Origin of the sequence: Trinickia acidisoli (assembly GCF_017315725.1) — a bacterium.
In the GTDB taxonomy this organism is placed as follows: domain Bacteria; phylum Pseudomonadota; class Gammaproteobacteria; order Burkholderiales; family Burkholderiaceae; genus Trinickia; species Trinickia acidisoli.
On sequence record NZ_JAFLRG010000001.1, the window covers coordinates 1,471,692 to 1,494,133 of the forward strand.

At 62.3% G+C, this 22,442-nt stretch carries 20 protein-coding genes and 1 tRNA gene; 9 read left to right on the forward strand and 12 right to left on the reverse strand.

The annotated features are described in order from the left end of the window. Nucleotides 1-41 precede the first annotated feature (41 nt). A complete protein-coding gene (locus J3485_RS06870; RefSeq protein WP_206951768.1) occupies nt 42-941 on the reverse strand; it encodes a DMT family transporter in 900 nt (299 codons plus the stop codon). Between the two features lie 312 nt (nt 942-1,253). Here J3485_RS06870 and acs point away from each other — a divergent pair, with 312 nt between their 5' ends. The 4 genes from acs to J3485_RS06890 all read left to right on the forward strand — a co-directional run bounded on the left by acs (nt 1,254) and on the right by J3485_RS06890 (nt 5,915). Continuing rightward, on the forward strand, nt 1,254-3,236 hold the full coding sequence (gene acs / locus J3485_RS06875) for an acetate--CoA ligase (RefSeq protein WP_206951769.1): 1,983 nt from the start codon (nt 1,254-1,256) through the stop codon (nt 3,234-3,236). Nucleotides 3,237-3,378: 142 nt separating this feature from the next. Continuing rightward, complete coding sequence (locus tag J3485_RS06880) at nt 3,379-3,738, forward strand: DUF4212 domain-containing protein (protein ID WP_206951770.1); 360 nt, start codon at nt 3,379-3,381, stop codon at nt 3,736-3,738. Further along, on the forward strand, nt 3,735-5,753 hold the full coding sequence (locus J3485_RS06885) for a sodium:solute symporter family protein (protein ID WP_206951771.1): 2,019 nt from the start codon (nt 3,735-3,737) through the stop codon (nt 5,751-5,753). Before J3485_RS06880 ends, J3485_RS06885 begins: the two co-directional genes overlap by 4 nt. Before the next feature lie 71 nt (nt 5,754-5,824). Next, a tRNA-Ser gene (locus tag J3485_RS06890) sits at nt 5,825-5,915 on the forward strand. A 338-nt stretch (nt 5,916-6,253) separates the two neighbouring features. Here J3485_RS06890 and J3485_RS06895 read toward each other — a convergent pair. Further along, nucleotides 6,254-6,637, reverse strand: a complete 384-nt coding sequence (locus tag J3485_RS06895) for a nuclear transport factor 2 family protein (protein WP_206951772.1) — start codon at nt 6,635-6,637, stop codon at nt 6,254-6,256. Between the two features lie 103 nt (nt 6,638-6,740). Between J3485_RS06895 and J3485_RS06900 the strand changes: the two genes are divergently transcribed. Together J3485_RS06900 and J3485_RS06905 are read left to right on the forward strand one after the other, a co-directional pair. Then, nucleotides 6,741-7,688, forward strand: coding sequence for a LysR family transcriptional regulator (locus tag J3485_RS06900; protein ID WP_309476982.1), 948 nt, complete (start codon nt 6,741-6,743; stop codon nt 7,686-7,688). Nucleotides 7,689-7,810: 122 nt separating this feature from the next. Continuing rightward, nucleotides 7,811-8,152 carry a hypothetical protein gene (locus tag J3485_RS06905; RefSeq protein ID WP_206951773.1) on the forward strand — a complete coding sequence of 114 codons (342 nt, stop codon included), beginning with the start codon at nt 7,811-7,813 and terminating at the stop codon, nt 8,150-8,152. A gap of 59 nt (nt 8,153-8,211) precedes the next feature. Here J3485_RS06905 and J3485_RS06910 read toward each other — a convergent pair whose 3' ends face one another. The 3 genes from J3485_RS06910 to J3485_RS06920 all read right to left on the reverse strand — a co-directional run bounded on the left by J3485_RS06910 (nt 8,212) and on the right by J3485_RS06920 (nt 12,803). Then, complete coding sequence (locus J3485_RS06910; protein ID WP_242538506.1) at nt 8,212-9,114, reverse strand: alpha/beta fold hydrolase; 903 nt, start codon at nt 9,112-9,114, stop codon at nt 8,212-8,214. Between the two features lie 237 nt (nt 9,115-9,351). Next, nucleotides 9,352-12,255 (reverse strand): autotransporter outer membrane beta-barrel domain-containing protein, encoded by a 2,904-nt coding sequence (locus tag J3485_RS06915; protein ID WP_206951774.1) that lies wholly within the window; start codon nt 12,253-12,255, stop codon nt 9,352-9,354. A gap of 359 nt (nt 12,256-12,614) precedes the next feature. Then, nucleotides 12,615-12,803: a hypothetical protein gene (locus tag J3485_RS06920; RefSeq protein ID WP_206951775.1), complete on the reverse strand. Its 189-nt coding sequence runs from the start codon at nt 12,801-12,803 to the stop codon at nt 12,615-12,617. On the opposite strand from J3485_RS06920, the gene J3485_RS06925 reads away from it, so the two are divergent. The 3 genes from J3485_RS06925 to J3485_RS06935 all read left to right on the forward strand — a co-directional run bounded on the left by J3485_RS06925 (nt 12,790) and on the right by J3485_RS06935 (nt 16,699). Continuing rightward, nucleotides 12,790-14,283 carry a class I adenylate-forming enzyme family protein gene (locus J3485_RS06925; protein ID WP_206951776.1) on the forward strand — a complete coding sequence of 498 codons (1,494 nt, stop codon included), beginning with the start codon at nt 12,790-12,792 and terminating at the stop codon, nt 14,281-14,283. The genes J3485_RS06920 and J3485_RS06925 overlap by 14 nt on opposite strands. A 107-nt stretch (nt 14,284-14,390) precedes the next feature. After that, entirely contained in the window at nt 14,391-15,701 is a 1,311-nt protein-coding gene (locus tag J3485_RS06930) for an MFS transporter (protein ID WP_206951777.1), read from the forward strand. 53 nt (nt 15,702-15,754) lie between these two features. Beyond that, on the forward strand, nt 15,755-16,699 hold the full coding sequence (locus J3485_RS06935; protein ID WP_206951778.1) for a 2OG-Fe(II) oxygenase: 945 nt from the start codon (nt 15,755-15,757) through the stop codon (nt 16,697-16,699). 20 nt (nt 16,700-16,719) lie between these two features. Here the strand turns inward: J3485_RS06935 and J3485_RS06940 are convergent, their stop codons facing one another. The 7 genes from J3485_RS06940 to phnF all read right to left on the reverse strand — a co-directional run bounded on the left by J3485_RS06940 (nt 16,720) and on the right by phnF (nt 22,275). Then, nucleotides 16,720-17,376 carry an LbetaH domain-containing protein gene (locus tag J3485_RS06940; protein ID WP_206951779.1) on the reverse strand — a complete coding sequence of 219 codons (657 nt, stop codon included), beginning with the start codon at nt 17,374-17,376 and terminating at the stop codon, nt 16,720-16,722. A gap of 36 nt (nt 17,377-17,412) precedes the next feature. After that, nucleotides 17,413-18,222 carry a phosphonate ABC transporter, permease protein PhnE gene (gene phnE, locus J3485_RS06945; protein WP_242538507.1) on the reverse strand — a complete coding sequence of 270 codons (810 nt, stop codon included), beginning with the start codon at nt 18,220-18,222 and terminating at the stop codon, nt 17,413-17,415. After that, nucleotides 18,219-19,073 (reverse strand): phosphonate ABC transporter ATP-binding protein, encoded by an 855-nt coding sequence (phnC, locus tag J3485_RS06950; protein WP_206951780.1) that lies wholly within the window; start codon nt 19,071-19,073, stop codon nt 18,219-18,221. The genes phnE and phnC overlap by 4 nt, the downstream gene beginning before the upstream one ends. Beyond that, complete coding sequence (locus J3485_RS06955; protein WP_206951781.1) at nt 19,070-19,984, reverse strand: phosphate/phosphite/phosphonate ABC transporter substrate-binding protein; 915 nt, start codon at nt 19,982-19,984, stop codon at nt 19,070-19,072. Before J3485_RS06955 ends, phnC begins: the two co-directional genes overlap by 4 nt. 220 nt (nt 19,985-20,204) lie before the next feature. After that, the gene (gene phnN, locus J3485_RS06960) at nt 20,205-20,750 is read right to left on the reverse strand and encodes a phosphonate metabolism protein/1,5-bisphosphokinase (PRPP-forming) PhnN (RefSeq protein ID WP_206951782.1); all 546 of its coding nucleotides are present in this window, start codon (nt 20,748-20,750) and stop codon (nt 20,205-20,207) included. Beyond that, entirely contained in the window at nt 20,747-21,490 is a 744-nt protein-coding gene (locus tag J3485_RS06965; protein ID WP_206951783.1) for a DUF1045 domain-containing protein, read from the reverse strand. Before J3485_RS06965 ends, phnN begins: the two co-directional genes overlap by 4 nt. After that, nucleotides 21,487-22,275 (reverse strand): phosphonate metabolism transcriptional regulator PhnF, encoded by a 789-nt coding sequence (phnF, locus tag J3485_RS06970; RefSeq protein WP_206955692.1) that lies wholly within the window; start codon nt 22,273-22,275, stop codon nt 21,487-21,489. The genes J3485_RS06965 and phnF overlap by 4 nt, the downstream gene beginning before the upstream one ends. Nucleotides 22,276-22,442 lie beyond the last annotated feature (167 nt).

Sequence of the window (22,442 nt, forward strand, 5' to 3'; positions counted from 1 at the left end):
GCCGGCGCTTTGGCCACCGCGCGCGGCCCACGGGAGCCTTCTCAAGGCGCCACGGGCGGCACGCGCTTGAGATCGACGCTCGCGATCGCGATGCCTGCCACGACACAGGCCAGCGCGATGCCGTGGGCGAGCGTCGGGCGCTCGCCGAGAAAGACGATGCCGTAAGTTGCGGCGGCGATCGGCAGCACGGCGCTGAACACACCCGCCAGCGAGCCGTGCACGTGTCGGATGCCTTTCATCCAGAGCCAGAACGAGAAGATGCTGGCCGACAAGCCATACCACATCATCAGCGCCCAGATGCCGGGCGGCACGGCCTCGTAATCGAAGCCGGCCAGCGCCTTGATGCCGAGCGGAAGCATCAGCAGGAAGCCGAACAGATGCGTGTAGGCGCAGATGTCGATGGCGGCGAGCGTCTGCGTGAGCCGCCTCGACAAAATGACATAGAGCGATTCGCAGCAGACGGCGCCGAGCACCATGAGGTTGCCGGCGAGCGATCCGGCGGCGGGTTGTGCCGACGACGCTTGGCCTTGCGACAGATTGACGGCGACGATGCCGAGCATGGCCAGCGCGATCGACACGAGCGCGCGGGCGCTCGGCCGCTCGCCGAGCAATGCCCAGGCGAACAACGCCACGACGGCCGGTATCGTGCTCGTGATGACGCCTGCGGCGACGGCGCTCGTGCGTGCCACGCCGCTCAGCATGAGCAGCGTAAACCCGAAGGTGCCGAACAGCGCCTGCAGAAAAAGATTGAGCCATTCGCCGCGCTTGACCGCGCGCATCTTCGATGGGCGCAGCAGCGGCCACAGCACCGCCAGCGCGATGACGAAGCGCAGCAGCGCGAATACGAGCACGGGAACGAAGGCGACGATCGACTTGCCGATGCCGACGTTGCTGCCGACGAGCAGCATCGCGGCAATGAGAAACCATGCGTACCGATTCAAGCTGTAATCCGAAGGGGAAGTTCGGCTAGCATTGTAGGGGGACGCACGCGACCGCGTAAAGCCGGTGCTGCGGCGCGCCAAGATGCGCGAGAACAGCGATCGAACGATTGACCGAACGGCCGATGGCGCGTGCTGTAAGTACCCGGTAAGTTGTAGGCGTTACTGTGCAACGAATATCGTGCGAGCACGGCGCGCTCTGCGCTTCGTTGCTGCAACGCGGCATTTCATTTCACGCGTCTTTGCTCGGCATGCGTGTGCGGCCGATGCCCAGCGCCGGATTCAAGTTTCATCTTGTCCATATGGGAGTAGTCGATGTCTGCGATTGAATCGGTTCTTCACGAAAGCCGCGTGTTCCCACCGTCCGCGGAGGCGGCAGCAGGGGCGGCGATTTCGGGAATGGACGCATACCGAGCGTTGACGGCTGAGGCCGAGCGGGATTACGACGGCTTTTGGGCGAGGCTCGCGCGGGAGACGCTCACTTGGCGCAAGCCGTTCACGAAGGTGCTGGACGAGTCCAACGCGCCGTTCTTCACGTGGTTCGAAGACGGCGAGCTGAACGCGTCGTACAACTGCTTGGATCGCCACGTCGAGGCTGGGCACGGCGATCGCACGGCGATCATCTTCGAGGCCGACGACGGCACCGTCGCCCATGTGACCTACAAGGACTTGCTCCAGCGCGTCTGCCGCTTCGCGAATGCGTTGAAGCGGCGGGGCGTGAAGAAGGGCGACCGCGTCGTCATCTACATGCCGATGTCCGTGGAAGGCGTCGTGGCGATGCAGGCATGCGCGCGCATCGGCGCGCCGCACTCGGTGGTGTTCGGCGGCTTCTCGTCGAAATCGCTGAACGAGCGGCTCGTCGACGTCGGCGCCGTCGCGCTCGTGACGGCCGATGCGCAAATGCGCGGCGGCAAGGCGCTGCCGCTCAAGCCCATTGCCGACGAAGCGCTCGCGATGGGCGGATGCGAAGCGGTCAAGAGCGTGTTCGTCTATCGCCGCACGGGTGGGGACGTCGCGTGGAATGCATCGCGCGATGTGTGGATGCATGAGGCCGCCGCGCAAGAGGCCGATACCTGCGAACCGGAATGGCTAAGCGCCGAGCATCCGCTGTTCGTGCTGTACACGTCCGGCTCCACGGGCAAGCCCAAGGGCGTGCAGCACAGCACGGGCGGCTATTTGCTGTGGGCCGCGCAGACGATGAAATGGACGTTCGATTGGAAGCCGTCGGACGTCTTCTGGTGCACGGCCGACATCGGCTGGGTCACCGGACACAGCTACATTACGTACGGGCCACTCGCGCTCGGCGCCACGCAAGTCATGTTCGAGGGCGTGCCGACCTATCCGGACGGCGGCCGCTTCTGGAACATGATCGAGAAGCACAAGGTCAGCATCTTCTATACGGCGCCCACGGCCATTCGCTCGCTGATCAAGATCGCCGATGCCGACGAGAAGGTGCACCCGAAGAGCTACGACTTGTCGAGCCTGCGCATTCTCGGCACGGTCGGCGAGCCGATCAACCCCGAGGCGTGGATTTGGTACTACGAGCACGTCGGCAGCAAGCGCTGTCCGGTCATCGATACCTGGTGGCAGACCGAGACGGGCGGCCACATGATCGCGCCGATGCCGGGCGCGACGCCGCTCGTGCCGGGCTCGTGCACGCTGGCGCTGCCGGGCATCATGGCCGCGATCGTCGATGAAACGGGACAAGACGTGCCGAACGGGCAGGGCGGCATTCTCGTCGTGAAGCGGCCGTGGCCGGCGATGTTGCGTACCGTGTGGGGCGACCCGGAGCGCTTCAAGAAGAGCTACTTCCCGGCCGAGTTGGGCGGCAAGCTTTATCTCGCCGGCGACGGCTCGGTGCGCGACAAAGACACGGGCTACTTCACGATCATGGGCCGCATCGACGACGTGCTCAACGTCTCGGGCCACCGGCTTGGAACGATGGAGATCGAGTCTGCGCTCGTCTCCAATCCGCTCGTGGCCGAAGCGGCCGTCGTGGGCCGTCCCGACGAGACGACGGGCGAAGCTGTCGTCGCGTTCGTCGTGCTGAAGCGGCCCCGTCCCGAGGGCGAGGAAGCCGCACAGCTCGCCAATGAATTGCGTGCCTGGGTCGGCAAGGAAATCGGCCCGATCGCCAAGCCGAAGGACGTGCGTTTCGGCGATAACCTGCCGAAGACGCGCTCGGGCAAGATCATGCGGCGCCTGCTGCGCTCGCTCGCGAAGGGCGAGGAGATCACGCAAGACGTATCGACGCTGGAGAACCCCGCGATTCTCGAACAGCTCGGCCAAGTGCGCTGACCTCTGTTCGCTGCCTGGGTACGTCGTGCGCGCGGCTTGCGTCGCACGACGTTCCGCTCGGAACGCCATTTGCCGCTTCGCATCGAGGCGCGGCGCGGACAATCCCGATTGCCCGTGCCGTGCCTTTTTGATACATAGGCGCATGGCCGCGCCACGTCATTTCGATCCCAATGCTCAAGCCTCGCTCGAACCGCCTCCGGTTTCGCGTGCGATGACGCTTGCTCATCGCCGCTACTGGCGCTTCAACGTGGCGTTGGTCGGCGTGTTGATGCTGATCGGGTTTGCGGTCTCGTTCGTCGTGCCGCTCTTTGCGCGGACGCTGTCGAGCGTGCGCTTCGCTGGGTTCAGGCTGCCGTTCTATCTCGGTGCGCAAGGGGCGATCATCGTCTACCTGTTGCTCATTGCCGTTTATATCGTCGCGATGAATCACGCCGACCGCCGCTTGCAAAAGGCCGCCGCAGACGACGCGGCGAGCGAAGCTGTCCGGGAGGCGGCGCGATGACGCTGGTCAACCGGCTGGTTCGCGCTTATGTGCTTTATACGCTCGGTTTTTTCTTGTTCATCTATGTGATGTGGCGGATCGAGCGGGTGACGGGGCCGGGTGTCTGGGTCGGCTATGTTTTCCTGTTCGTTCCGATTGCCGTTTATGCCGTGATCGGCTTGCTGTCGCGCACGTCCGATCTCGTCGAGTACTACGTGGCGGGGCGGCGCGTACCGGCCGTCTTCAACGGCATGGCGACGGCGGCCGATTGGTTGTCGGCAGCTTCGTTCATCGGGCTGGCCGGGTCGCTCTACGCAACGGGCTATGACGGGCTTGCGTATTTGATGGGTTGGACAGGCGGCTACTGCCTCGTCGTGTTCTTGCTCGCGCCCTACGTGCGCAAGCTTGCGCGCTACACGATTCCCGATTTTCTCGGCACGCGCTATTCGAGCAACGTCGTGCGTGGCATTGCGGCGATGGCGGCGATACTCTGTTCGTTCGTCTACCTCGTTGCGCAGATACAGGGGGTGGGGCTCATCGCGACGCGTTTCATCGGCGTCGACTTCGCGATCGGCATTGCATGCGGATTGGCGGGCATTCTCGTTTGCTCGTTTCTCGGCGGTATGCGAGCGGTCACGTGGACGCAGGTTGCGCAGTACGTGATTCTCATCAGCGCGTTCCTGATACCGGTATCGATGATCGCGCACAAGGATGGTCTCGGATGGGTGCCGCAGTTCACGTACGGCCGATTGATGGCGCGCATGGAGAAGCTCGACCGGATCGTGCGCGATTCGCCGCAGGAGCGCAGCGTGCGGGCGTCGTACCGAGAACGGGCCGCGCGTATCGACGCGCAGATTGCCGCATTGCCGGGCTCGTATCTGGATGCGAAAGCGCGCTTGATGCGCGAGCTCGACGACTTGCGTCGTCACAACGGGCCGCTGCGGGATATTCATCAACGCGAGACGGCGCTCCAAGCGTTTCCGCGCGATGCAGCCGCTGCGCGCGTCGTGTGGACGCAGGCGCGCGATGATTTGCTTGCGCGCGCCACCGATCCCGTGCCGATGTACGAACCGTTTTCCGCGTCGAACGACGACGAGCGGCGCACACACGAGCGCAACTTTCTGTCGCTGCTGCTGTGCCTATCGCTGGGCACGGCGAGCTTGCCGCACATCTTGTCGCGATACAACACGACGACCTCGGTTCGCTCGGCGCGGCGATCGGCTGCCTGGACGCTATTTTTTGTCGCGTTGTTTTACGTCACCGTGCCGGTGCTTGCCGTGCTGATCAAATACGAGGTCATGACGCATCTCGTCGGCCGCTCGATGTCCGACTGGCCCGCGTGGGTGACGCAATGGCATCGGGCCGAGCCGGCCTTGATCGGCATCGGGGCGGGCAACGGCGACGGCATCATTCGCTGGTCGGCGATACGCATGCAGCCCGATATGGTCGTGCTGGCCGCGCCGGAGATCGCGGGGCTGCCGTATGTGATTTCGGGCTTGGTTGCGGCGGGGGCGTTGGCCGCTGCGTTGTCGACCGCGGACGGGTTGCTGCTGACGATCGCCAATGCGTTGTCGCACGACATCTACTACTACATGGTCGACCCCGAGGCGTCGGCTCAGCGGCGCGTGACGATTTCGAAGATCTTGCTGCTCGGCGTGGCGCTGTTCGCGTCGTACGTGGCGTCGCTCAATACGGGGAATATTTTGTTTCTCGTGGGCGCGGCGTTTTCGCTTGCGGCGTCGAGTTTCTTTCCAGTGCTTGTGTTGGGTGTGTTTTGGAAGCGGACGACCAAACGCGGTGCCGTGGCGGGGATGGTTGCGGGGCTCGGTGTGTGCGTTTATTACATCGTCTCGACGTATCCGTACTTCGGGCAGTTGACGGGCTTTGCGAGGCCGCGCTGGTTCGGCATCGAGCCGATCAGCTCGGGGGTGTTCGGGGTGCCGGCGGGGTTCGTGGCGACGATCGTCGTCAGCTTGCTCGATCGCGCGCCCGATGCTTATACGAAGGCGCTCGTCGATTACATTCGGCATCCGTGAGGCGGGTGACGCCTGGTCGAAGAGAGGGGCTGCCCCACGGCTCGAAGACTCTGCTATACTCCGCGGTTCCCGGAGAGATGGATGAGTGGTTTAAGTCGCACGCCTGGAAAGCGTGTATAGGTTAATAACCTATCCGGGGTTCGAATCCCCGTCTCTCCGCCAGTCAAGCTTTCCCACGATATTTCATCGTTTGCCTAAACATCCCCCAAACCATTGTCGTATCGGCGTTTGGGGGCACCGGTCTTGTCGCACCCCGTTCCTACCCACAAATCGCATCATCGTTTTGGGGTGGGTTTGGGGGTAGGGCGTGGGCTCAAAACAACTGCATCGTCCAACGCGCTGCGCGTCTCGCGCGAAGTCGATCCCGGGTGTTACGTCGGCGGCGGACTTTGCCTGCAAATCTCTACGAGCGGTTCTCGTTCGCGTGGGCCATCAATCAGGTAATCGTTAGGAAAATGAGCAAATCTCAACGCAACGCCTCAGCGTGAGTTAAGCTTTCGTCAAGATGTGCTTGATCGACTGCATGCAATGAAAGACGATTTGTTGGTGATTAGCCACTTTTTATCTATCTCATGAAGTATGAGATGATCTACGAATGAGTTATTCCCGATGCGAACACGCGCCGTCACCGCGGATAAGTGCCGCGAAATATGATTGATGTCGACAATTCCCTCGTCTCGCGGGGCGTCGATGGACATTGGGCTGGGGCGTCCATAGATGAGCGATCGATAACTCTCGGCCGTCATCGATTCAAGGCTGCCATTGTGCAGCCATTGAATCAGGCATTGCGAATGGAAGATGTTATCGAACTTGCGACTTGTTGGATCGTAGGCGAGACTGAAATAGTCATCGATGAGCGATGCTACTTCTGATGTTTGATTCATTGCCGCTCTTGTTTCATGAAATTTGAATGACTTGCATAGTGATGCCTCATGCCATTTCGCGCCACTGCAAGTCGGGTATTCCTGCTATGACGGAAACGCATCGATGATGGAAGAGCTTGATGGAGGACTGGTGGGCGGCTTGCTTGCGCTTGCTGCCGTAGCCGACACCCAAAGCTTTGGGCGTGCCGCTGATCGCCTCGGAAAAACGCAACCGGCCGTAAGCAGGGCCGTTGCTCGTCTTGAAGATCGGCTCGGCGCCCGGCTTGTGAATCGAACAAGCCGTCATGTCGAGGTCACCGAAGCAGGTCGCGACCTCCTGACGCGAGTGCTGCCGCATCTACAAGGGATCGACGAGGCAACGACCCAGGCTGCTGAGTACAGTTCCTCAGTTCGCGGAACGCTGCGCGTTGCTTGCGATGCGTTGTTTTCCCGCTTGATTTTGGCGCCGCGGCTCGCAGCATTTCTGTGCGAAAACCCGTCTCTACAACTCAAGCTGGAAACCAGGAGCCAGCTTCCAGACTTGGTCAGCGAGGGATTCGATCTCGCTGTGCGTTTTGGTATGCCGTCATTGCCTACGCTAGTTTGCCGACGATTATTCAGCGCTCGCATCCTGACGGTTGCCGCTCCGTCCTACTTGGCACGACGGGGGCGCCCGAAGCACCCGAACGAACTGATTGAATGCAATCACGAATGTATATTGGCAATTGATCCATCAACAGGAAGGCCGTTTGAGTGGGAGTTTTGGAACGGAGAGCAAAATATTGTCGTCGACGTTCAGGGTAATCTGACAGTGACGGATGCAGGAACAAAAATTGGCGCTTGCGTGGCTGGATATGGCATTGCACAAGTAATTGATATTGGGATCGATGAGTATTTCGAGAATGGACGGCTTGAGGTTTTATTTCCAGAGTGGCCGGACGAGGTATTCCCCTTGTATGTCTACTACCCCAGCAGAAACCATGTCCCTCAAAAGGTGCGTGCCTTTATCGATTTCATCGTTGGAACAACGATTTTTGCGCGGGGCGTCAAATCATATTTTCCCGATTCTTAGGGTCAAGACGGTACGGGATAAGAACTGAGCGGTTCGCCGTTCGCCACGTTCAATCGTACGCAACCGGGAGTGTCGACGGAACACAGCAGCAAAACCTTTCAGATGTAGGCGGCCTGGTCGGCATGAATGACGGCGGTGTCGTCGAGCAATCGTTCGCGAGCGGCAAGCTTACCTACATCAACGACTTCGGCGCGGTGGTAGGTGGCATCGTCGCGCGCGTGAGCGGTGGAACGGTCGGCTCGGACGTGTACTGGGATGAACAAAGCACCGGTCAAACATTGGGTGGCCCCGGCATTTCCAGCAGCAACGGATTGACTATGGCGCAAATGTCGAACCCCGCCAGTCTTGCCGGCTGGGACTTCTCGCCGAACGGCGCGTGGGCGATGCGAAGCGGAGCGACGCATCCGGTGTTGCGCTCGCAACTCCAACCTTCGGTCGATACGGGCAACGGCGCGGCTTTATAAGGCTTCGATGGCGTCATCTCCGTAGCTGTCGACGATGACGTATCCTGACCTGACCGCTGTCAGCGCTTTTCGCTTCTTGTCGTTCCGCATGCCGGCTTAATGTCCAGCAACCCCGCCCAGCGATTGCTCCAATCGCCATCGTGCGACATGCCGGAAACAGTCACCGCCCGCGCGCACCGCTCGCCGGTTGCCTCGACGAAGCGCTGTGCGACCAGAGGCGGAACCGTCCGATCGTCGGCGCCACTGAAATGAATTTGCGGAATCGCTGCGACACGACTCGCAAAATCGATCGGGTTCTCCGACTCCGGCATCGGCGACACGCCATGCAGCTTATTGACGAATTCATCGTCGAGGTTACCGGCTACCGTTCGAATCGAAGCGACGTCGGTGCGATGCGCCGCGATCAGCACCGCCACCGCACCGCCGCCTGAGTAGCCGACCAGTTCGACGGGTTGCCCGGGCGTTTGCGCGGCGAAGTGATTCACTGCTTGGTTCATCGACGCGATTACTTCCGGCGCGAAGCGCTTGGCAGTCCAGTATGGAATACCGCAGCGCGGATTCATCGCCATCGGCGTGAACTGGCAGGGCCGGGCGAGGTACACGACGTTGGGCGAGGGGTCTTGCGTGGCGAGCGCGAGGCCGGTGGCGTCGTGCGGTGTCGGGTCGAGCGAGGGTTCGGTGCGCGATAGCCATGCGAGGCCGTCGCCTTCGATGTAGACGCGAAGCGGCTTGTCGGACTGCGAGACGCGCGAGAAAGCCGTCAGCACGAAGCGGCCGGTATCGACGGATTCGCGATGCAAATGAGCCGGTTGCGCCAGCGCATCGGCATGCGCATCGGGGTCGAGCGCGGCGCATCCTGCCAGCGTGCCAGCGAGAAGCAGCACGAGCAATGCGCTCGCCGCTCGGTACGCGCCATATGCTGACAGCAGGCAGCGCTTGCGTGTGTCGGGCGTGTGCCTCATCGCGTTTCGAACTGCGTCAATTCGGCTGCCATCCGTTTGATAACGCCGCACATCCTGGCGAAACAAGGCGTTAGAGCGACTAAGGAAATTCGCAATTCAAGAGAAAAATCGAGGTGCTCGATCGTAGCACGCGCGCGTTGCATGGCCGGTCTCGAAGACGGGACCGCGTTCCCGACGTGCTCTTCGGGAACGCGATCCATGGGGTAGTCGACGCCCGTACCGCTTCACCGCACGGAATCAGAATAGCTGCCTCAATCGCAAGGTGCCGGCTTGGGAGAGATAGCCGCCCCCGGCCTGAAGTTCGTAGCGTGCGGTCAGGCTCAGGTTCCGCTCGCGCAACAGCGTGACGCCGACAGTAAGAACCGCAGAGTTGGTGATGGGGCTGGCGCCGAGGGTCGTAAAGCTGGTCTGGCCGCTGGGGTCGGCCGCGAAGGTGGCGTTGGTGAGCGCCCGCGTGTTGTCGTACTCGTGCCGCCACGCGACTTTAAACTCAGGCACCAGCACGCCGAACGACGTTGGCATTTGACGTTCGATCTTCGCACCCATGTCGGTGGTGACCGACGTGAGGTGCGAAGTGCCGATTGAGAGCGCCGCGCCATTGCCGCCTGACTCCGTATAGGCGCTCTGGTGCAGGTAGCTGTAGGTCAGGCTTGCGAGCGGTGTGACGGTCGCGACGCCCAACGCCAGCGGATAGCCGATCTCGCCGCGCGCTACATATTGCTGGCCGCTGAAGCTGCCGTTGGCCTCGCCTAGGACACCAGGGAAGTCGACCAAGCGGGTTGTGTCGTAGCGCTGCTGCACGGCGCCTGCGGAGAGATTTGCGTACCAGCGGCTGCCGATATAGCTGGCGTAGCCGATCAAGCCGTACGAGTTGATGCGCGTGTTGTCGCCGGCCGTATCGCCGGTGTTGTTGACGGCGGCGTTGCTGTAGCTGAATACGCCGCCGACCCGCCATGTCTCGGAGACCGCTCGGTCGACGCCGAATAGCAAGCCGCCGTAGTTGGCGCTGTATCCGTCAACTTGATCGCTTTCGTTCTGGCTCGCGTGGCCGCCGAACGCCTGCCCCCAGACGCCCCACGTGGGCGGCCCTTCGCCCGTCGAGATGCCGCTGCTGCTGTTCTGCGCGAGCCGCAAACTGTCGCTGTGGGCTGCAACGATGTTGAGGACATCGAGCGTGGGGGCGGCTGCCGCTTGGCTGGACGTGGTTTGCGACGTTGGAGCGAGTTGCGCGCCGGCGCGATTTGCCGCGCTCGCGGAGCCGCTCGCATTCAGCGCGAGCGAGGCATCGAAGAGGTTGAGCAACGCCGGGCTGACGCCGGTGTAATGCGACAAGCCGGTGAGCGCAGCCAGTGAATTGGGCGCGGTTGCGGGCACCGGCGTGGGTGTTGGGGTCGGCGTGGGCGACGGCGTCGGCGAAGGTGTGGGTGACGACGTGCTGGCGACTGTCAGGACCAGATCGCTGTTCGCCCCGTCGGCCACGGCCGCGCCGGTGACGACGAGTCCGGTTACCCCGGCAATCGAATAGCGCAGCGCGCCTGCGTTGTAGTTGGTGCCGGTCGCGGTGGCATCAATCACGACGAAGCGCTGACCAGCCGCAAATCCATAGGCATTCAACTTCTGCAGCGTCACGGCGGAGTCGGCTGCGATGTTTGCTGTACCCGAGACGACGAGCCGGCCATAGCCGCTGTCGCCGTCGATCGAGCCGCTGGCGACGGCGCCGTCCGCGACGCCGACCAGCAGCGTGGCGGACGCCCCTTGCGTGTAGTTGCCGGTGATCGCGATGGATTGGTTGACCTGTAGCGTCGCGCTGTTGTTGTTGACCGCGTTGGTCCCGACGTTGACGTTGTCGTTCAGCAGCAGGTTGCCGGAACCGAAGTTGACGTTCGCGAGCGTGCCGCTGATGGTGCCGATCGAGCCGCTCATGCCGGTCAGCGTGCCGAAGGTCGAACTCGTGCCGCCATTGATGTTCAGATCGCGGGTCGACAGATTGGCGATGTTGCCCGCGATCACGCCGGAATTAGTGATCGTGCCGAGCGTGCCGGTGCTGCTGTTGCTGATCGCGTTGACGGTGCCGCTGATGAGGCCGTCGTTGCTCACCGGGCCGAGGATGCCGGAGTTGGCGATGCCCACGTTACCTGAAATGCTACCCGTGCCGGTGATGCTCAGCGAACCGATCGTGCCGGTGTTGGCGTTGGATAAACCGATGGCGCTACCGCCGCTGCCAAGCAGTGTCCCGCTGTTGGTAAGGGTGCCGATGTTGCCGGTATTGGAGATGCCGAGCGGGGCGCTAATGGTACCGGTGTTGCTGACGACGCTGATGCTGTTGTGGTTGGCCAGGCCGGCCTCGCCGCCGGTTATGGTGCCGCTATTGGTCAACGTGCCGACGATGCCGTTATTGAGGATGCCGGTAGAGCCACCGCTGATGGAGCCGCTGCTGTTATTGGTCAACGTGCTGATCGTACCGCTGCCGTCATTGCCGATACCAAATCGGTCTGGGCCGTTGGCGGTGGTAATGGTACCGCTATTGGTCAGGGCGCCGATGCTACCGGAGTTTTGGATACCGGTACTGCCACCGATAATCTGGCCGCTACTCTCGTTGTCGAGTTCTGTGATGTGGCCCGTGTTGTTGATACCGTTAAAAGATGTGTAGCCAAAGCCGCCGTTGCCGGTGATCGTGCCGTTGTTGATCAGGGTGCCGATACTGCCGTTGTTCCAGATTCCTGTACTGCCGGCGGAGATCCTGCCGCTGTTGGTCAGCGTGCCGATGGTACCGTTGTTGCGCAAGCCGGCGGCACTGACGCTCAAGCCGTTTAATTGCCCGCCAATGTTGTTGTTCAGTACGGCGATGGTGCCCGAATTGAGCAGGCCGTACATGAAGCCGGAGATCGTGCCGCTGTTGGTCAGCGTGCCGAGGGAGGCGCCTGTGGCAAGGAGGGCAGTCTGCGTGTTGTAGTTGGAAAGGGTGACGTTTGCAGAGATCGTACAGTCACCCGACGACCAGCCTATCTCGCTGGTATTGCCGCTGATCGTTCCAGTGATCCCGCAATTGGCTTTCGCGACGAGCGGCGCGGCCCCGGCAATGGCCCCTGCGACGGCGGCAACAAGCGCTCGCTGTTGTGATAGCGCGTTTTTGGGATTCATCGAATGCACCAAGTCGGATCGAATTCGCACCATTGTGTAATCTCTGCAACAGTTTGCAACATTAGGTTAGGTTAGGAGAATTGCAAGAATCAGACACAAGTCGTGTCTGTGCACCGCCGGGGTGGCAGAGAATATTACTTGCAGAAATATTACAATTCAGGTGGTCGCCGGCTTTGTCTTTTATTTGATTTCCGTCGCAATGAGCTTGGAATTTACGCTCGTCAGTCGTGGTGGCCCGTCAGGGCTTGTCATACCGGCAAATGACGCGTTTCTGGACGACCGTTCACTTTCTGTGAGATTTATGCGAATTGACGTGAGCTGTGCGTGCGCGCGTAGGTGAGGCGCCGTGGACAGGTAGGTCAAACCAATAAACACCAATTGACATCCTGCGTTTTAAATCGTGGGGTGAATTGCGATTGCTTCGGAATATGAAACTTGGCATCCTTGCGCATCATCTCGACGGCGCGCTCTTGAGCGAACCGGGCCGGCGGTGAGCGTGAACCACCGAGCGGGACGTCCATCATCGGAACGAACATGACCGACGACATGACCATCAAGCAGTTCGGTGTTGCGGATGGTGTCTGGAATATCACTGAAGTCATCGAGCAACAGGCGCGTCGTCGTCCAGCGGCGCTTGCGCTGATCCTTCCGGATTGCGTCTTGAGCTATCGCGAACTCATCACGGCGGTTCACGTCGTGGCCCTGAAACTGATGGCCAACGGTGTGCAGGCGCGGCAGACCATCGGAATCTCGATGGGCCAGACGGGCATGCATCTGGTGACGCTGCTGGCGATCGCACGGATCGGCGCGATCGCGGTGCCGCTACATAGCGCACTGTCGGCGGAACGCCGAGTACTCGCCGCCCGGCGTTTCAGCGTTTCGGCGGTGGTGTCCGGACGAGAGGACATGCGGCTCGAGGGCTGGCCGTTCATCTCGCTCAGCGCGATTGACCTTTCCAGGCGTGTGCCGCTGTTGCCCGCCACCCGAACGCAGGCTGACGATCCCTGCTGGATTTCACTTTCCTCCGGGACAACCGGCGACCCGAAGGGCGTCCTGCGTACGCATGGGTATTTGCTGGATCGCGTCGCCAAGTCCACCTACGTTCGCGGCCCGCAGACACGCATGCTGCCGATGGATCTGAATTTCGGCGTTGGTTTCGGTCAGTCGATGCGGATACTCGTGCTTGGCGGCACGGTGGTGTTGTCGCCGGACAGATCGCCTGCCAACCTGGCCTATATGGTCCGCTCGCATGCGGTGACGCACTGGCTGCTTTCGCCGGCCATGGCCGAGGAAATCCTCGCGCTGCTTGACGACGACGACATCCATTTCCCGTCGCTCACCTATTTGCAGATACTCGGTGGGATGCCGAGCCCACGCCTGCTCGATGCGTTGTTCCGCAAGTTCACGCCGAACGTGCATGTCGACTACGGTACGTCCGAGATCGGTCCGGTCGCGGTCGCGGTCCCCGATATCCTGCGGCGCGCGCCGGCCAGCGTCGGCCGCGTGGTGCCGTGGGTGCGGTTGGAAGTCGTCGATGACGACGACCGGCCGGTGCCGTTGGGCGAATCGGGTCGTCTGCGAGTGAAGCTCGATCACATGTTCGACAGCTATCATCTCGATCCCTCGCTCACGTCCGAGCGCTTTCGCGACGGCTGGCACTATCCGCGCGACCGCGCGCGTCTCGACGCGGAAGGTCTTCTGTATATCGAAGGCCGGGAGGACGACGTATTCAACGTCGGCGGGAACAAGGTCCATTTTCGCGACCTCGAAAGTGTCTTCGAAAAGCACCCCGCGGTGCGCGAGGCGGCTGCATTCGTGCTGCCGCAACACTCGGGTCGCGATCTTCTTGCGGTGGCGGTGATCGCCGCCCGCTCCGTGCCGGGCGACGAGTTGATGGCATGGGCGCTCGGCAAGCTTGGCCCGATCAGCCCGGAGAAACTCTTTTTCGTTGACGAGTTCGCGCGCACCGCGACGGGCAAGGTCTTGCGTGACCGGTTGACCGAATCGTTCGCGCCCAAGTTCGCCTGATATCGTCGCGAGGCCATGCGAAGCAGCATGCCTGCAATCGGTCCGGATCAGCGGCGCGCCACCGCCCATACAACATATGCGTTCTTGAAAGCGCGAAGGGTGATTGAGTGAATACACCGGGTGTGATCGACGTGCACGCGATGATTGCCGATCGTCCGATCGGACGGCTGCAGAAATTGGTGCTGGTGCTGGGGTTCTGCATCATCGCGCTGGAAGGATTCGATCTGGCCGTGATGGGCTTCATCGTCCCGGTGCTCAAGCAGCAGTGGCACCTGACCAGCCGGGCGTTGGGGCCTGCGTTGAGCGCCGCACAGATCGGCCTCGTATTGGGTGCTGTGGCGGCAGGTCCGCTTGCGGATCGCCTCGGCCGCAAGTCGGTCCTGCTGCTGAGTGTTGCCGTATTTGGCGCAACCACGCTGCTGGCCGCGACGGCCGACAGCTTGCCGCAATTGATTCTGTTCCGGTTCCTGACTGGCCTGGGCGTGGGTTCGGTCGTGCCGAATACCGCCACGCTGATTTCCGAATATGCGCCCGCGCGGATTCGCTCGCTCTCGGTCGCGTTCATCATCTGCGGCGTGGCGTTCAGTTCGGCTTGCGCCGGCTTTTTGTCGGCGTGGATGATTCCCGCGTTCGGCTGGCGCAGCGTGTTAGTTGTCGGCGGGGCGATATCGCTGCTCATGCTTCCCGTGCTGCTGATCATGCTGCCGGAATCGGTCCGGTTTCTGGTGGCGAGGCAGGCGCCTGCCTCTCGTGTTCGCGCTATCGTCGAAAGGTTGGCGCCCGGTGAAACGTCGGCGCAATCCTCGTTCGTCGCTTCAGTGGAACCGGTCGGACGCGCCGAAACGAAGCTCGTGTTCTCCGCAAACTATCTGTTCGGCAGTCTGATGTTGTGGCTTGCCTACTTCGCTGCGCTGTTCGCGAGCAATATGCTGTCCAACTGGTTGCCAAGCCTCATCAAGGAAGCCGGCTTCAGTCTTCGATACGCCGCTGAAGTTTCTGCCGTCTATCAGATGGGAGGCGTGGCCGGTGCGCTGGCGCTCGGATGGGCAATGGATCGGTGCGATCTGCACACGGTGCCTGCGCTAGCATGCGTTGCTAGCGGCGCGTTGTTTCTCGGCCTCGGGCTTGCCTTTCATTCGGTTCCGTTTATGCTGCTGCTGGCGTTCGTGCTCGGCTTCTGCTTGATTGGCGCGATCTGCGGCGTCAATGCGCTTCCCACGGTTTTCTATCCAACCCGTGCCCGCGCGACGGGCTCGTGCTGGATGCACGGCGCGGGCCGCTGCGGCGCGCTATTGAGCATTTTTTCCGGTGCGCAGATGCTGAGCATGGATTGGAGCGCGAGTCGCGTTTTCATGGTGCTCATCGTGCCCGCACTCTTGGCGGGGATCGCATTGCTCGCCAAGGATCGCCGGCGGTAATCCGATCGCTTTTGATCGGACGCGGCGCAGACTATCAATCGGCGAGACGCTTCATGACAACACTGGACGCCGCTTGGCAAGAATGGCTCGTATTGAACACGCAGCGCGGCTGCACCGCCGAATCGATGCTCGACGCAATGCTGACGGCGGGGCTCGATCCTGCCATCGCTCGCGCCGCGATCGCTAAGCAGGTAGCAAGCCGCACCGCCGCGCAACCGGCATCGCCTCATCTGAACGCGGGCGGGACAGATCCGCAGCCGGCGTTTGAAGCGATCTCACCGGTTCAACGGCCGCTCGATCGACCTGCGAAACAAACGGTAGGCTCGGAAGCGCACGCGTATCGCTACGATCCCACACCCGTTGCGCCGGGCAACGTGATCCGCGCGTACGATCGCGACGTCGAGGTTTTGATTCGCTGCGAGCGTCCGCAATTGATCCTGTTCGGCAATGTGCTGTCGGCCAGCGAGTGCGAGCAGCTCATCGAGCGTTCGCGCCATTGCCTGCGCCGTTCGACAACGGTCAATGTCGATGACGGTGGCGCGGAAGTGATCCAGAACCGGACCAGCGAGGGTATCTGGTTCCAGCGTTGCGAGGACGCGTTCATCACGATGCTCGACCGGCGTATTGCCGCGTTGATGAACTGGCCGCTCGAGAACGGCGAGGGACTACAGATCATGCGCTATGGGGTGGGCGGCGAATATCGACCGCACTTCGATTTTTTCCCGCCGGGGCAGGCCGGTGCCGCACACCATACGGCGCACGGCGGACAACGCATCGCGACGCTGATCGTGTACCTGAACGATGTGCCCGGCGGCGGCACGACGGTGTTTCCTGAGGCCGGAATTGCGCTGACTCCGAAGCGCGGTAACGCCGTCTATTTCCGCTATATGAATGGCACCGGACAGCTCGATGCGCTGAGCCTGCATGCCGGTGCACCCGTCACGGGTGGAGAGAAGTGGATCATGACGAAATGGATGCGGGAGCGGGCTTACGTGTAGATGTGATCTCGCCACCGAGTTCAACGGCCGTATTTCTCGACAAACGCCTCCGCGCTCAACGTCCGAAAATCCCCCAGCGCCGCATCGAGCCGCTCCTTGCTCCAATCCCACCAGGCAATTTCAGAAAGCCGCTCGGCAGTGCGCTCATCCACACGCAGGCGCAGAACCCGCGCAGGCACGCCGACGACGATGGCGAAAGGCGGCACGTCCTTGGTGACGATGGCGCCCGAGCCCACCGCCGCACCATTGCCGATCTTCACGCCAGGCATGACGATCGCGCCGTGGCCGAGCCACACGTCATGGCCGATCTCCACGCGGTCTTGGGCACGCCAGTTGAAGATTTCCTCGTCATCGTCGAGCGAGAATCCGTATGAGCGCGAGCGATAAGTGAAGTGATGGAGCGTCGCACGCCACGTTGGATGATTGGGCGGATTGATGCGAGCGCAGGTGGCGATATTCGCAAACTTGCCGATCTGCGCATGCGCGATCTGGTTGTCGCCCATTGCATAGCTGTAATCGCCGAACGTCGAGTTGGCCATCTGACAGCGCGGACCGAGATAGGTGTAGCGGCCGAAATCGCAATGACGCACGACGGCGCTCGGGTCGATGTCGGGCTCTTCGGATAGTGCGCGGCCTAGCGTCCAGGGATCGACGCCGCCGAGTTTGTCGATATACATGAAAGTTCTCGTTGATGCGCAGCAGAGCAGTTCGAATCACGCTACGAGGCTGCGCAGATAGGCTGAGGCACGTTCGGCGCACGCGACGAGCACGAAGGTCACGATCATGAGGAACGCGACCGTCTGATATTGGAACAAATTCATCGCGGTGAGCAAGACGAATCCAATGCCTCCTGCGCCCACGAAGCCAAGTACGAGCGAGGAACGCAGGTTTTCGTCGAAGCGGTACAGGGCAATGCCGAGCAGCGAGGGCATGACGCCAGGCACCACCGCATGGGTGAACACTTGCAGGCGGCCGGCCCCCGTCAGCGTCAACGCCTCGACAGGCCCCATGTCCATGTCTTCGATCACTTCGGCAAAGAGCCTGCCGAGCATGCCGACCGAATGCACGGCGAGCGCCAACGCGCCGGGAAAGGGCCCGAGCCCCACCGCCGTCACGAAGAGCAGTGCCCACACGAGATCGGGGACCGAGCGCGTGATGCCGATGACGGCGCGTGCCGCGTAGTAGAACGGCTTGCCGGGCGTCACGTTTCGTGCGGCAAGGATCGAGAGCGGGAAGGCGAGCAACACGCCGAATACCGTTCCGAAAATCGCCAGATCGATCGTCTCCAACACAGGTATCAACGTCGGCTTGAACTGGTCGAACGCGGGCGGCATGGCGCGCGAGATGATGTCGGCCATCCCGTGCGCACCCGTCACCAGATCCTGCGGTCGTGCCTGCACGACAATCCACGCCTGCACGAAAAGCGCCACGGCAACGAGCGTCACGGCCACGGTGACGGCGTTGCGGACCATCGAGGGCGCGCCTCGCACGTGCGTTTTGTAAGCGGAAACCGTAATCATCATGCGTCCGCTACGTAGAGGTCGGCGATTGCGCGACTAGAAACGGTCGAAGCGGCACGGTCGAAAATCGTTCGGCCGCGGCGCAGGCCGAGCAGGCGATCCGCGTAGCGCATGGCCAGGTCGGGCTGATGCAGCACGCAGACGACTGCGAGACCGTCGTCGCTCGCTAGGCGGCGCAAGAGTCGCATGACTTCGTCGGCTGCTTCGGGATCGAGACTCGCGACCGGTTCGTCGGCAAGCAGTACCTGCGGGACTTGCGCGAGCGCGCGTGCGACGGCGACGCGCTGAGCCTGGCCGCCGGAGAGCGTCCCCGCGCGTTGTCCCGCAAGGTCCGCCAGGCCAACCTCGGTGAGGTAGTCGAGCGCCGGCTCGACCTCCTTGCGAGGCACGCGCCCAAGCGCGGTAGCGAGTGTGCGGTGGCGGCCCAGCGAACCGCAGCATACGTTTGCAAGCACGCTGCGACGGCGCACGAGATTGGCATGTTGCGAGATCAGTGCGAGTGGCAGCCGCGCTTCGCGCAGCGCTTTGCCGGAGAGCGAAGCCAGGTCGCGGCCGGCCACCTCGACCGTGCCGCTGGTCGGGCGGTTCAATCCGACTACGCACTTCATGAACGTCGATTTCCCGCTGCCGTTGCTGCCGAGCACTACGACCATTTCGCCGGCCTCGACGGAAAGGTTCATGTCTTGCAGCGCCACGTGGCCGTTGGGATATCGCATCGTCAGGTCACGCACGGCGAGCTTCGCGCCCGACGCGAGCGCGGCGCCGCGCGCCGCCTCCCGCGCGCCGGCGTGATCCCATCTCGTGCTTCCCGTCTCGAACGCCGCGGCGCCCGTCGTTCCGAAGATCGTGTTCACAGTTTGGCCAGGTCGACGTGCAGGGTCGTGATCAGATCGCGAATCTGATCATAGGCGGCATCGGTTTGCGGCACGGTTTTCAGTGCCGGATTTTCGTTCGCGGCGAGGAATTTCTGATCGGCTTCGGGCAGTGCATGCAAGTCGAGCGAGCTCAGGACCTTCGTGAGCCGGTCCTTGAAGTCGGCGGGCAAATCGCCGCGTACCGCAAGCGGGTCGAGCGGAATCGGCTGCGATTGCCAGAGCGTGACGTACGCGCTCGCATCGAATTCGTTGTGCAGCTTCGCGCTCGCGATTTCCTCGCTGTTGAGCTCGCCCGCCTGCACCTTGTGGTTACGCAACGCTTCGAACGAGGCCGTATGGCTGCCCGCGTACAGTGCCTTCACGCCGTGGTCCGGATCGATGCCGTTCTTGCTCAGGCCATAGGCGGGAAACAGGTGGCCGGACGTCGAGCTCGGATCGGAATAGGCGAACGATTGACCTTTGATGTCCGCGATCGTCTTCACGCCCGATCCCGGCCACGTCACGATGGAGGCTGTGTAAGTCGCCGGGGTGCCGTTCTCGCCGGCGAACGTCGCGACGGCTTGCGCGTGAGCGACTTGATGGGCGAGCACGTAGCCGAGCGGGCCGAATTCGCCGATTTCGAGCTTGTCGTTGCGCATCGCTTCGATCTCTGCGTTGTAGCTCGTGGCGACGTAAAGCTCGACCTTGCAGCCGAGTTTCTTGCCGATCAGGTCGCTGAGATCCTTATAGACCGGCAGCAGCCGTTGCGCCGATTCGTACGGCTCGACGCCGAAACGGACGACGCCGTCGTTCGGGCAGGTTCCTTCGGCATGGGCCGCACCGGCGGTGAAGCCGGCGACGAGGGAGACGGCGGCGGTGGCAGCAGCGGCGAAAATCCTGGATATCTTCATATCTTTCCCTTCCCGTGGTTCCGTGGTTGTGCATCGATGAATGCGACCATGCTCGAATGCGCCGAGCCGTGTTTCAGCGCATTGTGGGATGCGTAGATGATGAATTTGTGAACGCGACGCGATGAGTCGACAGATTCGATCGATTGCAAGATATCCGGACGTCTAGATGTCTTGACGTCCGGATATATAAAAGGAGGAAAAGGTCGGAAAGCGCCTGGTTTCAGGCGGTCGTCAGAACTTCGAGAAGCGCTTGTCCGGCTTCGTCGATCGCTCCCGAATTGTCGATCTTCGTGAGCGCGACATGCGGCGGAAGGGCGAACGGCACCCGACGCGCGAGGCGCGCGCGCACGTCGTCGATCGATTCTCGCCCGCGCGCGGTGAGCCGCGCAGCGAGAACGTCGGGGCGTGCGTCGATATGCACGGCCGTGAGTGTGGGATAGCGTGCGGCGGCTTCTCCGGCGTTTTCGCGTGACCCGCTGACGACGACGGTAACGCCGCGATCCATCCACGTCTCGATCTCGATGCCGATCCCGTAGCGCAGCCCGTGGCTCGACCATTGAAGCGCGAACAGGCCGAGATCCGCGCGGGCACCGAATTCCTCGTGGCTCAGATGCACGTGATTCTCACCGCCGGCGCCGGCCGGGCGTGTGATGTAGCGATGCGCGAAAACTACGCGTGAACCGCTCAGGCGAGCGCGCGCGAATTCGAGCAGCGTGTCCTTGCCGGCGCCGGACGGGCCCATGACATAGACGATGCGCCCAGTCATCGCGCGTCTCCGAACGGTAGACGCTTGGCGAGCGTGAACGGCTCGCCAGGGCTCGGTTCGACGAAGAGCGCGGCGCCGTCGACCGGCAGCGGGCCGAGTTCGGGCAAGCGCATATGCCACCAGTCGATCAGTACCTGCCGCTCCAGTGCTTCGATCGAATCGCTGAGCGTCATGTGGAAGCGGAATTCTTCTAGCACATAGGGATAACCCCAGTGGCCGAGCAATTCGCGCTGGCGTTCGGTGAGATCGGTTGCGAGCCTGCGGCGCAGCTCCTCTTCACTCGGCATGGCGCGCAAACGAGCGAATTCGTGCAGCGCATCCGCCGCGAGCGCGCGCATCGCCTCCGCTCCCGCCGTCGTTGCGGGCTGGATTGCGACGAAACGTCCGAGTGCGACGGCTTCGACCGCCAATTCGAACGGACGCTGTCGGCGTGCCCATGCGAGCGCGTGGCCGACGATCTCGTCGAACGAAGTATTCGTCGCGCGGCGCGCCGGTGCGACCAGCGTTCCGTGCCAACCATAGCGCTGCGGCGAGCGCGAGAGGCGCGCCACGTCGAGCGAACGCTCGGCGAGTGCGGGGACGACGGGCGGTGCGAACGCGATGCCTGATTCGGGATCGCGCGCGAGCCAACGGCATCCCGCGCTCCACCATGGTGAAGCGGTGGAGGGGGCGTAATAGATCGCAAATCGGCTTTCGGCATTCCACCGACATGCTTCGTTGTCCTGATCGTTTGGCTTCATGCGTCTTGTTCGACGTAGAGCTGCACTCTATCGGCAGCGAAGTAGGTAACGCCGTACTTGATGGGCACGCCGTCGCTATCGACGTCGACATTCTCTACCCACAGCACGGGTTGTTGACGGTTGATATTGAGGCGGCGCGCGCTCTCCGCGTCGGGCAGCATGCTGCCGATGCGGTTCCAGCGCCGTGAGTAGTCGGCCACCCCATATTCGGCGAGCGCCGCCGAGAAGCCCCCGTCCGATCGCTCGATCGCTTCCGGCAGGCCCGCGAAGCGGGCCGCCGGATACCAGGCGAGCGCGTACGTGAGCGGCACGTCGTCGGCCGCGTGCAGCGATTCGATGCGATAGACGAGCGTGCCGGCGCGCAGGCCCAACGCCTTGGCGACTTTCGGTTCGGCTTTCACCGACGCTGCCGACAACACCGTTCCTTGCGCCGAGTGGCCTTGCTCGCGCAAGTTCTCCGTAAACCGCGTGCGGCGCCCGATCGTATAGTCGATCGCGCCGGGTTGAACGAACGTGCCTCGACCTTGCTCGACGCTGACCAATCCCTGGGCAGCGAGCCCGAGCATGGCTCGGCGCACCGTATGACGGTTCACGCCGAAGCGCTTCGCCAATTCGCCTTCGCTCGGCAAGCGGCCGCTCTCGCCGAAGCCGCTCGCCGCGATCTCGGCGGCCAGCACCTGTTCGATCTGACGCCATACCGCTATGCCCGCACCCCGTTCGACCGCGTTCGCGGAAGCGAGCGACACACCGACCTGCCTGGCCGCGCCGTCATTGCTACGTTTCATCATCGTGTCATTCCGATCGGTTTGAATCTCTCTCAATCAGCGAGCATTGTATGGGGCAGCGATGATTCGTTTGTGAAACGCGAAGTCGAGCGTTGCTAAATGTCGAACGCCGCACCAGGGATGCAACGATATGCTAGCATGCGACGAGTTAAGTCTATTCGTCTAGA

What these genes read in the sequence shown, in the direction of transcription:
- J3485_RS06935 (WP_206951778.1), top strand. Translation starts at nt 15,755, where the DNA reads ATGACAACACTGGACGCCGCTTGGCAAGAATGGCTCGTATTGAACACG.
- J3485_RS06955 (WP_206951781.1), bottom strand. Translation starts at nt 19,984, where the DNA reads ATGAAGATATCCAGGATTTTCGCCGCTGCTGCCACCGCCGCCGTCTCC.
- J3485_RS06910 (WP_242538506.1), bottom strand. Translation starts at nt 9,114, where the DNA reads ATGAGGCACACGCCCGACACACGCAAGCGCTGCCTGCTGTCAGCATAT.
- J3485_RS06905 (WP_206951773.1), top strand. Translation starts at nt 7,811, where the DNA reads ATGAATGACGGCGGTGTCGTCGAGCAATCGTTCGCGAGCGGCAAGCTT.
- J3485_RS06920 (WP_206951775.1), bottom strand. Translation starts at nt 12,803, where the DNA reads ATGTCGTCGGTCATGTTCGTTCCGATGATGGACGTCCCGCTCGGTGGT.
- phnN (WP_206951782.1), bottom strand. Translation starts at nt 20,750, where the DNA reads ATGACTGGGCGCATCGTCTATGTCATGGGCCCGTCCGGCGCCGGCAAG.
- acs (WP_206951769.1), top strand. Translation starts at nt 1,254, where the DNA reads ATGTCTGCGATTGAATCGGTTCTTCACGAAAGCCGCGTGTTCCCACCG.
- J3485_RS06900 (WP_309476982.1), top strand. Translation starts at nt 6,741, where the DNA reads ATGATGGAAGAGCTTGATGGAGGACTGGTGGGCGGCTTGCTTGCGCTT.
- J3485_RS06915 (WP_206951774.1), bottom strand. Translation starts at nt 12,255, where the DNA reads ATGAATCCCAAAAACGCGCTATCACAACAGCGAGCGCTTGTTGCCGCC.
- J3485_RS06880 (WP_206951770.1), top strand. Translation starts at nt 3,379, where the DNA reads ATGGCCGCGCCACGTCATTTCGATCCCAATGCTCAAGCCTCGCTCGAA.
- J3485_RS06965 (WP_206951783.1), bottom strand. Translation starts at nt 21,490, where the DNA reads ATGAAGCCAAACGATCAGGACAACGAAGCATGTCGGTGGAATGCCGAA.
- J3485_RS06885 (WP_206951771.1), top strand. Translation starts at nt 3,735, where the DNA reads ATGACGCTGGTCAACCGGCTGGTTCGCGCTTATGTGCTTTATACGCTC.
- J3485_RS06895 (WP_206951772.1), bottom strand. Translation starts at nt 6,637, where the DNA reads ATGAATCAAACATCAGAAGTAGCATCGCTCATCGATGACTATTTCAGT.
- J3485_RS06940 (WP_206951779.1), bottom strand. Translation starts at nt 17,376, where the DNA reads ATGTATATCGACAAACTCGGCGGCGTCGATCCCTGGACGCTAGGCCGC.
- phnE (WP_242538507.1), bottom strand. Translation starts at nt 18,222, where the DNA reads ATGATGATTACGGTTTCCGCTTACAAAACGCACGTGCGAGGCGCGCCC.
- phnF (WP_206955692.1), bottom strand. Translation starts at nt 22,275, where the DNA reads ATGAAACGTAGCAATGACGGCGCGGCCAGGCAGGTCGGTGTGTCGCTC.
- J3485_RS06925 (WP_206951776.1), top strand. Translation starts at nt 12,790, where the DNA reads ATGACCGACGACATGACCATCAAGCAGTTCGGTGTTGCGGATGGTGTC.